This is a genomic window from Frondihabitans peucedani, assembly GCF_039537585.1.
Classification (GTDB): Bacteria; Actinomycetota; Actinomycetes; order Actinomycetales; family Microbacteriaceae; genus Frondihabitans; species Frondihabitans peucedani.
The window spans coordinates 51,403-64,175 of the sequence record NZ_BAABAU010000003.1; the positions used below are offsets into that span (position 1 = coordinate 51,403).

11 protein-coding genes are annotated in these 12,773 nt (G+C 71.8%); 5 read left to right on the top strand and 6 right to left on the bottom strand.

The window, feature by feature from the left end:
* Positions 1 to 245: 245 nt before the first annotated feature.
* The 3 genes from ABD733_RS11655 to ABD733_RS11665 all read left to right on the top strand — a co-directional run bounded on the left by ABD733_RS11655 (position 246) and on the right by ABD733_RS11665 (position 4,378).
* The gene (locus ABD733_RS11655) at positions 246 to 1,562 is read left to right on the top strand and encodes a coiled-coil domain-containing protein (protein ID WP_344796366.1); all 1,317 of its coding nucleotides are present in this window, start codon (positions 246 to 248) and stop codon (positions 1,560 to 1,562) included.
* A 99-nt stretch (positions 1,563 to 1,661) separates the two neighbouring features.
* The gene (locus tag ABD733_RS11660) at positions 1,662 to 3,173 is read left to right on the top strand and encodes an AMP-binding protein (protein WP_344796368.1); all 1,512 of its coding nucleotides are present in this window, start codon (positions 1,662 to 1,664) and stop codon (positions 3,171 to 3,173) included.
* Positions 3,170 to 4,378 (top strand): acyltransferase, encoded by a 1,209-nt coding sequence (locus tag ABD733_RS11665; RefSeq protein WP_344796370.1) that lies wholly within the window; start codon positions 3,170 to 3,172, stop codon positions 4,376 to 4,378. The genes ABD733_RS11660 and ABD733_RS11665 overlap by 4 nt, the downstream gene beginning before the upstream one ends.
* Before the next feature lie 43 nt (positions 4,379 to 4,421).
* On the opposite strand, the gene ABD733_RS11670 is transcribed toward ABD733_RS11665, so the two are convergent.
* From ABD733_RS11670 to ABD733_RS11685, 4 genes are all read right to left on the bottom strand, one after another.
* A complete protein-coding gene (locus tag ABD733_RS11670) occupies positions 4,422 to 5,732 on the bottom strand; it encodes an MFS transporter (RefSeq protein ID WP_344796372.1) in 1,311 nt (436 codons plus the stop codon).
* A 236-nt stretch (positions 5,733 to 5,968) separates the two neighbouring features.
* Positions 5,969 to 6,238: a 30S ribosomal protein S15 gene (gene rpsO / locus ABD733_RS11675; RefSeq protein ID WP_286343241.1), complete on the bottom strand. Its 270-nt coding sequence runs from the start codon at positions 6,236 to 6,238 to the stop codon at positions 5,969 to 5,971.
* 102 nt (positions 6,239 to 6,340) lie between these two features.
* A complete protein-coding gene (locus ABD733_RS11680; RefSeq protein WP_344796377.1) occupies positions 6,341 to 6,835 on the bottom strand; it encodes a VanZ family protein in 495 nt (164 codons plus the stop codon).
* A 51-nt stretch (positions 6,836 to 6,886) separates the two neighbouring features.
* Positions 6,887 to 7,747, bottom strand: coding sequence for a nuclease-related domain-containing protein (locus ABD733_RS11685; protein ID WP_344796379.1), 861 nt, complete (start codon positions 7,745 to 7,747; stop codon positions 6,887 to 6,889).
* 210 nt (positions 7,748 to 7,957) lie between these two features.
* Here ABD733_RS11685 and ABD733_RS11690 point away from each other — a divergent pair, with 210 nt between their 5' ends.
* Entirely contained in the window at positions 7,958 to 8,683 is a 726-nt protein-coding gene (locus tag ABD733_RS11690; protein WP_344796381.1) for a M50 family metallopeptidase, read from the top strand.
* Positions 8,684 to 8,699: 16 nt separating this feature from the next.
* Here the strand turns inward: ABD733_RS11690 and ABD733_RS11695 are convergent, their stop codons facing one another.
* Positions 8,700 to 9,239 carry an adenine phosphoribosyltransferase gene (locus ABD733_RS11695; RefSeq protein WP_344796383.1) on the bottom strand — a complete coding sequence of 180 codons (540 nt, stop codon included), beginning with the start codon at positions 9,237 to 9,239 and terminating at the stop codon, positions 8,700 to 8,702.
* Between the two features lie 177 nt (positions 9,240 to 9,416).
* On the opposite strand from ABD733_RS11695, the gene ABD733_RS11700 reads away from it, so the two are divergent.
* Positions 9,417 to 10,454 carry a glycoside hydrolase family 6 protein gene (locus ABD733_RS11700; RefSeq protein WP_344796385.1) on the top strand — a complete coding sequence of 346 codons (1,038 nt, stop codon included), beginning with the start codon at positions 9,417 to 9,419 and terminating at the stop codon, positions 10,452 to 10,454.
* 60 nt (positions 10,455 to 10,514) lie between these two features.
* On the opposite strand, the gene ABD733_RS11705 is transcribed toward ABD733_RS11700, so the two are convergent.
* Positions 10,515 to 12,761 carry a UvrD-helicase domain-containing protein gene (locus ABD733_RS11705; RefSeq protein ID WP_344796387.1) on the bottom strand — a complete coding sequence of 749 codons (2,247 nt, stop codon included), beginning with the start codon at positions 12,759 to 12,761 and terminating at the stop codon, positions 10,515 to 10,517.
* Between the last annotated feature and the right edge of the window lie 12 nt (positions 12,762 to 12,773).

The following is a 12,773-nucleotide window of genomic DNA, read 5'->3' on the forward strand; positions in this document are numbered from 1 at the left end:
GCGGTGGCGTGTGCCTGGCCAGCAGTAGAAACGGTCGGAGGCGCAGGATGAACCCGCGCGGCTTCCGCACATCACCACCGATGACCAGCTTCGTGCCGACCTGTTCCGGGGTGTTCCGTATTTCTTTGTATCGGCGCGATCCTAGCATTCCGCGTGGAAATCCCTCCGAACCGCGAGTCGCGAGCGGGACGGGAGTGGCGCCTGTTACTGGTGTTACTCGTGTGATCGGCGTTACAGTCGGGCCTATGGCAAACGACGCACGGCGATCGCGCACGCCCCGGCGCCTGGCTCTGCCCTCCCTCGGCGTCCTGCTCGTGGCCGGTCTCGCCGCGACGGTCGTGCTCGGAGCACCGCAGCCGGCCTCGGCCTACCCGTCCTGGAGCGAGGTGCAGGCGGCCAAGGGAAACGCCGCCGCCACCAAGACCCGGGTCGACCAGATCACGTCGGCACTCAGCGGCCTCGAGACAGAGGCTGCGGCCCGGAGCAGCGAGGCCCTGAAGGCCGATGCGGCCAGCACCGACGCCGAGACGCGGCTCCAAGCGGCGACCGAGCAGGCCCGCGCTCTCGACCAGCAGCTCGCAGCCGAGAAGAAGAAGGCCGGCGAGGCCCACGAGCAGGCGGGCCAGCTCGCGGCGCACCTCTACCGCATCGGGAACAGCACCTCGCTCGACGGCCAGCTCTTCTCCGGGCGCGACGCCAGCGGCACCCTCTACAAGCTCGGCGCCCTGTCGCAGCTGACCGCCCAGTGGCAGACGGTCCTCGACGACGCGACCGTCGCGAGCCACGCCGTCTCCTCCCTCAGCGCTCAGGCCGGCGTCGCAGCCCGCGAGCGCGACCGCCTCGCGGTGAAGGCTCAGACCACCCTGGCCGCGGCGACGGCCGCTCAGCGCGCCGCCGACCAGGAGGTCGCGACGGCGACGACGCACCAGCAGACCCTCTACGCCCAGCTCGCCTCCCTGAACAACACCTCGGCGACCCTCGAGGCGAAGTACCGGCAGGGCGAGGCGGCGAAGGCCGCCTACGAGGCGCAGCAGAAGGCCGCCGCCGCCGAGCACGCGAGGCTCGTCGCGGCGAACGAGGCGGCGCACCGGCCGAAGCCGGTCGCCGCGCCGGCGCCCGTCCCAGGGTCCGGCTCCAGTGCGGGGTCGGGGTCGAGCGGCTCGGGGTCGAGCGGGTCGGGTTCGAGCGGGTCGGGGTCGTCCGCCGGGTCGGCTCCGGTCTCGACCGGCGGATCGCTCGGATCGGGCGTCGTCGACGATCCGGCGGGGGCCCAGGCCTACGCGTCGAGCGTCCTCGGCTCGTACGGCTGGTCGTCGTCGCAGATGTCGTGCCTCGTGCTCCTCTGGAACCAGGAGTCGGGCTGGCGGACGTCGGCCCTCAACCCCTCGAGCGACGCCTACGGCATCCCGCAGGCCCTGCCCGCAGACAAGCTGGCCTCCGCCGGCCTCGACTGGCAGACCAGCTACCGGACCCAGATCAACTGGGGCCTCGGCTACATCCGGGCCGTCTACTCCTCCCCCTGCGGTGCCTGGGCCCACGAGGTCGCGCACAACTGGTACTGACCCGCTCGGTGTGGCGGGATCCACAGGCGTCTGCAGACGTTCTCCACAGCCGCAGGATCGGCAGAGGCGGAGCATAGAGGGCGTGGCTACTCTGATCCCATGGACACCCTCCGGAGCCTGATCGCAGCCAGGTCGAGCGATGCGCCCGACGACGCCTACCTCGAAGACGCCCGCAGCGAGCGCGTCGTCACCTTCGCCGATCTCGACCGGCAGGCGACCTCGTGGTCGCGAGCCCTCGACGCCCTCGGCGTAGGTTCGAATGCGACCGTGGTCGTCGACATCGGCGACCCGCTGGCGTTCGCCGTCGCCCACCTCGCCGTGGTCGCCTCCGGTCGGCGGAGCGTGCCCGTCAACCCCCAGGGCACCTGGGCGGAGACCCTCCGCGCGGTGTCGCTCGGCGGCTCTGCGGCGATCGTGAGCGACCGCGACGAGCCCGGCGAGTCGAGCGTCCCGGTGCTGCGGCCCGACCCCGCGACGTGCTCTCCCGCGGGGGCGGCCGACTTCGATCCTGCGGCACCCGTCGACGGAGGCGCCGCTGAGCCGGGGGCGGGCTCCGTGATCCTCTTCACCTCGGGCTCGACCGGCACACCGAAGGGGGTCGAGCTGACCGAGGCGCAGCTGCTCTTCGTCGCCCGCGCGATCGCCCGGCACAACGCGCTGACGAGCGACGACCGCGGCTTCAACTCGCTGCCGCTGTTCCACGTCAACGCCGAGGTCGTCGGTCTGCTCTCGACGCTCGTCGCCGGCGCGACGCTCGTCCTCGACCGCGGATTCCACCGCACGGGCTTCTGGGAGCTGCTCGAGGAGCGGCGGATCACCTGGCTGAACGCGGTGCCCGCGATCCTGGCCGTCCTGGCGAAGTCCGGGCCCGCGCGGCCGCCGGCGGGGCTGCGCTTCGTCCGGAGCGCGTCGTCGGCCCTGCCCGAGGCCGTGCGGACGGCGTTCGCCGGCATCCCCATGATCATCAGCTACGGCATGACCGAGGGCGCGAGCCAGATCACGGCGACGCCGCTCGGCGAAGAGCCCCGCGCGGGCTCCGTCGGGCTGCCGGTCGGCGACGAGGTGCAGCCGCGCGACGCCTCGGGAGGCGCCGTGCCCGTCGGCGAGATCGGCGAGCTGTGGATCCGGGGTCCGGGCGTCGTCACCGGCTACTTCGAGGGCCGTGCCGCCGACCGCTTCGACGCCGACGGCTGGCTCCGCACCGGCGACCTCGGGCACGTCGACGCCGACGGCTGGGTGTACCTCGCCGGCCGCACCGACGACGTCATCAACCGCGGCGGCGAGAAGGTCTACCCCGCCGAGGTCGAGGACGTCCTGCTCGAAGACGCGCGGGTGCGCGAGGCGGTCGTGGTGGCGCGGCCCGACCAGATCCTCGGGTCGGTGCCCGTGGCGTACGTCATCCCCGCCGATCTCGACCTCGCCGATCCTGCGCGCCCCGACGAGGCCCGGAAGGCGCTGACCGCCGACCTCGCGGCCCGCTGCGACGCCGAGCTGCCCCGGTTCAAGAGGCCGGTCGACATCACGGTGGTCGAAGACCTCCCGCGGACGCCGACCGGCAAGGTGCAGCGCGGCCGGACCCGCGAGCTGCTCGCGGAGTCGACGCCAGCGTGAGCGAGAGGGGCGACCTGCGCGCTCCGGGCGACCCCGTCTCCGTGCCGACCGCAGCGTCGACGCCGTCTCGGGATGCCGATCCGGCCGCGACGCCAGCGCCGGTGCGCGCGGAGTCGCCGAGGCGGAAGCACCTGTACGAGGTCGACATCCTCCGGATCCTGACCTTCGTCTGCGTGATCGCCGTGCACGTGGTCAGCCACGCGGCGTCGAGCGGCGACGTCGGGCAGAACGGGTTCCTGATCCTGGTCCACTTCACCCGAGAGGTGTTCTTCGCCCTCACGGCCTTCGTCCTGGTGTACAGCTTCCTGCTGCGGCCGCGGCCCCTGGCGGAGTTCTGGCCGAGGCGGTTCCTGCTCGTCGCCCTCCCCTACGTCACCTGGTCGGCCATCTACGTCGTCGCCGACTGGCTGCACGACCCGCAGGGCACGCTCCTCTCGCTCCTGCCGGCGTTCTGGCGCGACCTCTACACCGGCTCGGCCTGGTACCACCTCTACTTCCTGCTCGTGACGATGCAGGTGTACCTCCTCCTGCCGGTGATCGTCCGGCTGGTCCGGGCGACGCGCGGGCACCACCGGCTCGTGCTCGGCATCGCGCTGGCCGTCGAGCTCGTCATCGTCGGCAGCTACCAGTACTTCCCGGCGCTGACCGCGTCGTTCAACCACTACAGCCGCATCGAGTTCTGGAGCTACGGCTTCCTGATCGTCGCCGGCGCGATCGCCGCCGACCACGTGGGGCCGTTCCTCGCCTGGGTCCGCGGCAGCCGCGGGCTGATCGGGATCATCACCGCCGTCGGCGCCGCCGTCTCCCTCGCGGTCTACGCGATCAACCTCGGGCTCGGTCAGTCGCCGGTCAAGGCGTCCACGGCCCTGCAGCCGGTCGTGATCGTGTGGTCGATCCCGGTCGCCCTCGCGTTCCTGGCGATCGGCACGGCCTGGGCCGACAGGCGTGTCGCAGGATCGCGCACCGCCCGCCTCGTCGACACGGCGAGCGACCGCTCCTTCGGCATCTTCCTGGCACACCCGTTCCTGATCTGGGTGCTGCTCCTCGCCTTCGACGGCTGGCTGCCGCGGATGATCCCGAGCCCGTGGCTGAGCGTCGTGCTGTACGTGCTGGTGGTCGTCGGGACGGTGCTGCTGGTCGAGATCCTGCGACGCACGCCCCTGAGCCTCGCCCTGACCGGTAGGCCGTTCCGCTCGCGCCGGTAGCCGCGCGCCCGGCGGGGGGCAGGGCTCCGGCGCCGGGCGGGAGCTAGGCCAGCTTCTGCGCCCGGGCGAGGCCGTCGGTCGACGAGATGCGCTGCGGGTTCATCCGCCAGGCGACGACGGCGGCCGCGCCGAGGAGCACGATCGACGCGACGAACGGCCACTGCCAGCCGGTGGCGTCGACGAGGGCGCCGAACACGATGGGCGAGAAGATCCCGGCGATGCCGAAGCCGGTGTTCATCATGCCGCTGGCGGTCCCGGCCCACTCGGGCGCGGCATCCATCGGGATCGCCCACAGCACGGCGTTGCAGAGCTCGAGGAAGAAGAACGACAGCGTCAACGACACGATCGCGACCGTGAGGTCGTGGAACACGAAGACCGGCACCAGGCAGAGCGCCGATCCGATCAGGCCGATCATGAGGGTGTTGCGGCGGGCGCTCCGCATGTCGCGGGTGCGGCGGAAGAACGCGTCGCTGACCACGCCGCCGACGGTGTCGCCGACCACGCCGCCGAGGAGCACCAGGGAGGTGAACACGGCGAAGGTGGTCAGCTTCAGGCCGAAGCTGTCGCCGAGGAACGACGGCAGCCAGGTCAGGAACACCCACAGGGTCCAGCCGTAGCCGAAGTCGACGAAGGTGACCGGCAGGATGGTGCGGATCAATCGCTTCCACGGCACCGGCGGGCGCACAGCGTCTTTCGGCACCGACGGCATCTCCGCCAGCTCGACCTGCGTGACCTTCTTGTGCTCGTCGGGGCGGTTGCGGAAGTACAGGAACCAGATGACGCCCCACACCGCGCTCACGACGCCGAGGATGAGGAACGACTCGCGCCAGCCGGCCCAGACGATGAGGGCTGCGACGATGAGCGGGGCGGCGGCGTTGCCGAGGCGCGAGGCCGAGTGGACGACTCCCTGGACGAAGCCGTTCCGGTCGGACGGCACCCACCTCGTCATCGCGGACGTCGCCGTCGGGAAGGCGGCCGCCTCGGTCAGGCCGAGCAGGATGCGGGCGGCGAAGAGCGACCAGAAGCCGATCGAGAGACCGGTCGCGAGTGTCGCGACTCCCCAGAGCAGCGCGATCACGAAGAGCGCCTTCCGGGCGCCGAACCTCTCGCCGATGTTGCCGCCGACCACCTGGAGCAGCGCGTACGGGATGGAGAAGGCGGCGACGACGAGCCCCAGCTGCGTGTCGGTCAGCGAGAGGTCGGCCTTGATGCTCGGGAGGGCCGTCGAGATGTTCGTGCGGTCGATGTACGAGATCGCGTACATGACGCAGAGGATGAGGACGACGTTCCCGCGGACGCGATGCCGCATCGGCGTCGCCTTGACCTTGACGGGCTTCTCTTCGGTCAGACTCATTGGTTCGGGCACCTTCGGGGTTGTTCGTTCTTGTGTACTCCGGAGCGAAGTTCGACGCTCCCCCATGAACTCTGCAGAGTCCCCCTCGGGTCATCCTAAGCAGAATCGGGCAAACGGCTAAGAGCCGATCTCTCCGGAGACGCAGAACGGCCCCTCCTGAGACAGGAGGGGCCGTTCTGGTGTCGTGTTTCAGACACGAACTGCGAAACGCGGCGTGAGCCGAGCGGTGCGCGGGACTAGCGGCGCAGGCCGAGACGCTCGATGAGCGCGCGGTAGCGGTTGATGTCGACGTCGCTCAGGTAGCCGAGCAGACGACGACGCTGGCCCACGAGGAGCAGCAGACCACGACGCGAGTGGTGGTCGTGCTTGTGCTCTTTGAGGTGCTCGGTCAGGTCTTTGATGCGCTGAGTCATGACAGCCACCTGGACTTCGGGGGAACCCGTGTCGCCGGGGTGGGTCGCGTACTCTTCGATGATCGCAGTCTTCACTTCGGGTGCAAGTGCCATAGCTGGATCCCCTCTCTGTCGTTGCGCGGTGCTTCACGCCTGATGCGCGAGGCTCTCTTTATCCGCGGCCGTTGGACGGCAACCTGAAGAGCTTAGCACCTGTCAGTACTGCCGGACAGCGCGCGACCGCCCGGCCGACGCGGACCGCGGCGAGCGCCGGGGCTTCCGGCCGGCGTTCGCGAACGGCAGGAAGAGCAGCCGGAGGAACAGCGCCGCGAGGACCCCGAGCAGGCCGCCGGCGCTGTTGTGGACGACGTCGCCGTAGTCCTCGACGCGGGTCGACGACAGGACCGTGCCCTGGTAGGTCTCGATCCCGAGCGACAGGACGACGCAGAGGGCCACGGCGAGGAAGAACAGCCGCTTCGGGAAGAACAGCGCCAGGAAGAATCCGAGCGGGACGAACATGGCCGCATTGGCGATCGACTCGACGACGTCGAAGGTGAGCCAGCTCGTCGAGGAGTGCCGGCCGAAGAAGCCGAGGGCGCGCCAGAGGAGCTCACCGGTCTGAGAGTCGTAGACGGAGGGCCGGAGGGTCATCCAGGCGACGAAGAGCAGGTAGAGGGCGGTGACGACGAGGAGCCACGGTCGGAATCGCATCCGGTCATCCTCCCCGATGCCGCCTGCGGATTCCCACGACGCGCCTCGGCGTCAGCCGAGGAGTCCCTGGACGACCGTCGGGGCCTCGAGCACGACGGCCAGCAGGAGGGCGGCGGCAGCACCCACGGCCCAGGCGGCCCGGATCCTGCGCGCGCCGTCGACCTCGGCCCGGACGCGTGCGAACCAGGACTGCAGCTCGGCCTGCGTCGGGAGCGCCTCGGGGGCCCTCGAGTCCGGGGCGGCGGAGGCCTCTGCTGGTGGTGCCGCGAGGGCGGGCCTCGGGTGCCAGGTGCGCGGCTTGAGAGCGGCGCGGGTGAGCTCGCGGACCTCGTCGACCGTCAGGATCGCGGGGAGGCCGCGCAGGTGGCGCTCGATCGCCGCCGCTCGGACGATCACGACCTCCTCCGGCTGCTGCGCGATCCTGAGGTGCGTCGCGCCGAGCACGACCACGAGCGGCGCGACCGGCACGGGGCGTCCGAGCGCGGTCTCGAGCAGGATCGACACGCGCCCGGCGCCGACGACGGAGTCGCGGAGGTACGGGGTCGACTCCCCGTCGGCGATGACCGAGTGGTCCCAGACGACGACGCGCTTGCCGGGGTGGTTCTCGGTCGTGAGCGTGAAGACGCCGGCCGGTCCGATGACGACGTGGTCGACGTCGCGAACGCCGTCGCCGACCGGCACCGAGTGGAGCACCCGCCAGGCCTCGCCGCGCGTGCCGAGGGCGCGCAGCCGCTCGGCGACCTCGAGCTCGCCCACGGCTCCGACGAACCACAGACGGGCGCCGGGGGCGAGAGGGCTGCGGCCGGTAAGGCGCATCCGAGGACTTCGGTGAGCAGCGTCGTGCTGGCTCCGCCAGAGGCGTTCGAGCATCGTGGGCTCCGGCGCGCGGTCGTCGGCCAGCGGTGCTGACACGAGGTCGTCACTCGGACTCGGGATCGTCAATGGGAGGCCTTTCGAAGCGGTCCTCGAACGCTACCGACGCCCCGGTCGCTGCCGGTAGCGCTCATTGGGGGGTGAAATCCCGAACGGGGGCCGTACGGATGCTGAATGTCTCTCGGGTCCCAGCCGAATCGCTGCCCACCGCTCAGGAGTCGCCGCGCAGCACCTCAATAGGCTGTCGGCGTGGACACCCTCACCGCCCTGTGGTCGCGCGTCACCCAGATCTCGGCGCCGCTGACGGTCCCGCTGCTGGTCGGCTCGCTCGTCGTCGGCATCCTGCTCGTCCTGCTGCCGGGCACCTGGCACACCGTCCGGCACGCGGTGACCGTGGTCCACGAGGGCGGTCACGGGCTCGCCGCGGTCGTGAGCGGGAGGCGCCTGTCGGGCATCCGGCTGCACTCCGACACGTCCGGCCTCACCGTGTCGAAGGGGCCGCGCACCGGGCCCGGCATGGTCCTGACCCTGCTCGCCGGCTACACGGCCCCGGCCCTCGCTGCCCTCGGAGCTGCCTGGATGCTCAGTCGCGGCTACTCCGCGGGGCTCCTCTGGGCGCTGCTGGTCGTGCTCGCGCTGATGCTGATCCAGATCCGGAACTGGTTCGGGCTGTGGGTGATCCTCGTCGGCGCGGCTCTCGTCGCCGCCGTCACATTCTTCGCCACGCCGCAGTGGCAGCTGGTCTTCGGGCACGTGGTCACGGTGGTCCTGGCGCTCGGCGCCCTCCGGGCGAGCATCGAGCTTCAGGCGAGCAGGCGCCGCAGCCGAGGCGGCCAGTCGGACGCCGACCAGCTCGCGCGCCTGACGCGGGTGCCGGGGCTCGTCTGGGTGTTCGTGTTCGTCGTCGTGGCGCTCGGCTGTGCGATCGCCGACGCCTGGATGCTCGTGCCGCAGGGGCTGCTCACGCAGCCGTAGCGGGGCGGGAGTCGCGTCAGGCCGGCGCCGACGAGATCGCGTGCACCGGCACGCGCGAGGCGAGGCGGTCGCGTCCGCCGAGCCCGTCGAGCTCGAGGAGCACTGCCACGCCGACCACCTCGTAGCCCGCGCGCTCGAGCAGCGTGATGGAGGCCTCCGCCGTGCCGCCGGTGGCGAGGACGTCGTCGACGACCAGGACGCGCGAGCCGCGCGGCAGCTGGCCCGGTCGGAGCTCGATCGTGGCCTCTCCGTACTCGAGCGCGTAGCTCTCGCTGAGCACCTCGCCCGGGAGCTTGCCCGCCTTGCGGACGGTCAGGACGCCGGTGCCGGTCTGCGCGCCGATGCCTCCGGCGAGCGCGAAGCCGCGGGCCTCGATGCCCGCGACGGCCGTGAAGGCCCCCTCGAACGGCTCGGCCAGCTCGGCGCAGACGACGCCGAAGGCCTCGGCGTCGGCGAAGACCGGGGTGATGTCGCGGAACAGGATGCCGGGCTTCGGGAAGTCGGCCACGACGGCGGTAAGTCGGTCGACGAGGGCGGAGGCATCGGCTGCGGTCATGGGATCAACGGTAGCGGGCCCCGGCTGCGCGTCCCGCCTCGGGTGCCGCCCGATCCTGCGCTCGGACGCGTACCCCGGACTGGGGCCGCTCCGTCCCCCGAACGGGCGCTGCTGGTCGGCGCCGCCCTCTGGTGGACTTGACAGCGACCACCCCGACCCGCCGATCGAGAGGCCACGATGTCTGCCAGCCGCACCCGCGCGATCGTCCGGGCGCTGGCCGTCGCGGGCGCCGTCGCCGTCGTCGGCGGAGCGCTCGCCCAGGGGTTCCCGGCGGACGCCGCGACGGCCGCGAGGACGGCCCCGCCCAAGGTGCTCTCGATCGCCGAGATCCAGCGGTCGCAGGCGAAGCAGCTGTTCTCCGGCGGCCTCGCCGTCCAGAAGGACTCCAAGGCCGCGTCGATCGTCAGCGACCTCACCCGGCAGCGCAGGACCGCCGACGCGAAGGCGATCGGCCGGATCGCGTCGCAGCCGGTCGCGATCTGGCTCGGCGACTGGTACTCGAAGGCGCAGCTCGCCACGGTCGTCGGCCGCGCCGTCGCGAACGCCGCGAAGGCCGGGAAGACGCCGACGTTCGTCACCTACGCGATCCCGGACCGCGACTGCGGCGGCTACTCGAAGGGCGGTCTGACGGCCTCCCAGTACCTCAGCTGGAACAGGGCCGTGGCCGACGCCCTCCGCGGGCACCGCGCGGCCGTCCTGGTCGAGCCCGACTCCCTCGCCATGATCAGCAACTGCCCCTCCGTCGCGAAGGCCAGGCTGCCGCTGATCAAGTCGGCTGTCACGACCCTCGCCGGAGCCGGCATCGCGACCTACCTCGACGCGGGCAACTCGCACTGGGTCACGCCGCAGGTGATCGCCCCGCGTCTCGAGGCGGCCGGCATCGCATCGGCCCGCGGCTTCTTCACGAACGTGTCGAACTTCTACCCGCTGAAAGACGAGACCGCGTTCGCCGACCGGGTGTCCGCTCTGACGGACGGGTCGCACTACGTCGTCGACGTGTCGCGGAACGGACAGGGCTGGAAGGGCACCTGGTGCAACCCGAAGGGCGCCGGCCTCGGCAAGAACCCCGCGGTCGCCTCCGGGACCACCCGCCTCGACGCCACCCTGTGGGTCAAGACGCCCGGTGCCAGCGACGGCACCTGCAACGGCGGGCCCGCAGCCGGCACCTGGTGGCAGTCGTACGCGCTCGCCCTCGTCCGGCTCCGGGCGAAGTAGGGCGCAGGATCGGCCCGGCGGCACTCTCGCTGAGGCTCACGCTGCCTCGACCCCGGGGCCTCAGGCCACCTCGACCACGGTCAGCCGCTGCGTCGGCCTGGTCATCGCCACGTAGAGGCTCGCGTTGCCCCGCGAGGAGAGCTCGCGGATCTGCCTCGGACCGACGACCACGACCGAGTCGAACTCGAGGCCCTTCGACGTGGCGGGGCTCAGGACGCTGATCGGCGCGGTGAGCGAGCTCGTGCCGAGCGCGACATCGCCGGGGAAGCGCTCCTCGAGTGCACCGGCCAACCCCTCCACGAGGGCCTCAGGGGCGATGACCGCCAGCGTGCCCACCGCGTCGATGCCGCGATCGAGAGCGACCGCCTCGACGACAGCCTCGCGGGCGTCATCACCCGCCTGGACCTCCCGCACCGGCCACTCGCTCGCGCGGACCGACCGGGACGCGGTGATCCGGAGCCCCGACTCGCGGGCGACCCGCTCGGCGTACTCGACGATCTGGCTCGGGGTGCGGTAGTTGACGGTCAGCTCTTCGAGGCGCCACGGGCCGGTCTCGCTGGACGCGGCCTGGCGGCGGCGACCGAGGAGGCTCTGCAGCGCGCGGTCCCACGAGTCGGCCGAGGCAGGCGAGGACGCCTGCGCGATGTCGCCGACGACCGTGAAGGACCGCAGCGGGCAGCGCCGGGCGAGGAGTCGCCACTGCATGGGCGAGAGCTCCTGCGCCTCGTCGACGACGACGTGGCCGAACGCCCACGTCCGGTCGCCCGCAGCGCGCTCGGCGGTCGTCATCGACGCTGCCCGCTCGGCGAAGTTCCCGGCGATGTCGGACGCCGACACCATGCCCTCGACCTGCATGTTCTCGATGGCGCGCTCGGCGTTCTCGATGTCGCGCTTCTGCTGCTGCTTGCGCGCCCGCTCCCCCGCATCGACGGCGACGTCGAACTCGCCGAGGAGCTCGGCCGCCTCGTCGAGGAGCGGGACGTCGCTGATCGTCATGGCCGAGCCCCGCTCGCGCCGCAGCAGGGCGCGCTCCTCGTCGGTCCACTGGGGCGTGATGCTCCGGAGCCAGTTCGGGCGGGCGTAGAGGTCTTCGAGGAGCTTCTGCGGGGTGAGCGGCAGCCAGGCCGTGTTGAGGAGCACGCGGACGTCGTACGACTGCCGGATGTCTTCGCGGAGGACGAGGACGTCGGCGTCGTCGATCGTCGTGCCGCGCGTGCGGAGCTGTGCGACGAGCTGCCGGGTGAGGGCGGCGAGCGCGTTCTTGTTGAAGGTGACGCGGCCCTCGTTGTGCGGCTTCCCGCGATCCTGCGCCCGCTTCATCGCGTCGACGACGAGCTGCGGCTGCACGACGAGACGCTCGCCGTCGATGTCGACGGTGGCCGGCTCGGTCGGCGGGATCTGCCGCGAGCGGACGGCTCGCCGGAGCAGGTCGGCCATGCGCGACGCGCCCTTGAGAGCGGCGACGTCGGGAGCGTCGTCGGTCGTCGCCTCGACGCCCGGGTAGAGGCCGCCGACGCTCGACAGGACGACGCCCGACTCGCCGAGCGACGGGAGCACCTGCTCGATGTAGCGGAGGAACGAGCGCGACGGCCCGACGACGAGCACGCCCGAGCCCCGAAGCCGCTCGCGGTGCGAGTAGAGGAGGTAGGCGGCGCGGTGGAGCGCGACCGCGGTCTTGCCGGTGCCGGGGCCGCCCTGCACGACCAGGATGCCGTCGAGCGCCGACCGGATGATGCGGTCCTGCTCGCCCTGGATGGTCGCGACGATGTCGGTCATCCTGCCGGTGCGCTGCGCTGTGAGCGCTGCCATCAGGGCGCCCTCGCCCTGCAGCTGCGCGTCGCCCCGGTCGAGGAGCGCGGCGTCGAAGACCTCGTCCTCGATGCGGGTGACCGTGCGGCCCTCGAGGGTCAGGTGACGCCTGGCGCGGGCTCCCATCGGGGTCGCCGCGGTCGCCTGATAGAAGGCGCTCGCACCGGGCACGCGCCAGTCGAGCAGGATCGGGTGGTGGTCGGGATCGCGGAGACCGATGCGCCCGATGTAGCGGTAGTCGCCCGACGGAGCCCCGTGGACGGCGGTCAGCGACCGGGGGGACGTCGTCTCGTCGGGCTCCTCGAGCTCGAGGCGACCGAAGGCCAGGCGGTCGTCGACCTCGGACAGCTGCGCGAGGGTGTCCTCGTAGAGCCTCGCGTAGGCGTCGCGCTCGCTGCGGCTCTGGTGGTTGCCGCCGACCGTCTCGCGCCGGGTGGCGAGGAGCCGCTCGCGCGCCTCGTTCTTGAGGGTGTCGAGGCGCTCGTAGAGCGTGGACACGTAGTCGCGTTC

Excerpts from the sequence above, each read along its gene's own strand:
- ABD733_RS11695 (WP_344796383.1), bottom strand. The coding sequence starts at position 9,239 with ATGACCGCAGCCGATGCCTCCGCCCTCGTCGACCGACTTACCGCCGTC.
- ABD733_RS11660 (WP_344796368.1), top strand. The coding sequence starts at position 1,662 with ATGGACACCCTCCGGAGCCTGATCGCAGCCAGGTCGAGCGATGCGCCC.
- rpsO (WP_286343241.1), bottom strand. The coding sequence starts at position 6,238 with ATGGCACTTGCACCCGAAGTGAAGACTGCGATCATCGAAGAGTACGCG.
- ABD733_RS11655 (WP_344796366.1), top strand. The coding sequence starts at position 246 with ATGGCAAACGACGCACGGCGATCGCGCACGCCCCGGCGCCTGGCTCTG.
- ABD733_RS11670 (WP_344796372.1), bottom strand. The coding sequence starts at position 5,732 with ATGAGTCTGACCGAAGAGAAGCCCGTCAAGGTCAAGGCGACGCCGATG.
- ABD733_RS11680 (WP_344796377.1), bottom strand. The coding sequence starts at position 6,835 with ATGCGATTCCGACCGTGGCTCCTCGTCGTCACCGCCCTCTACCTGCTC.
- ABD733_RS11700 (WP_344796385.1), top strand. The coding sequence starts at position 9,417 with ATGTCTGCCAGCCGCACCCGCGCGATCGTCCGGGCGCTGGCCGTCGCG.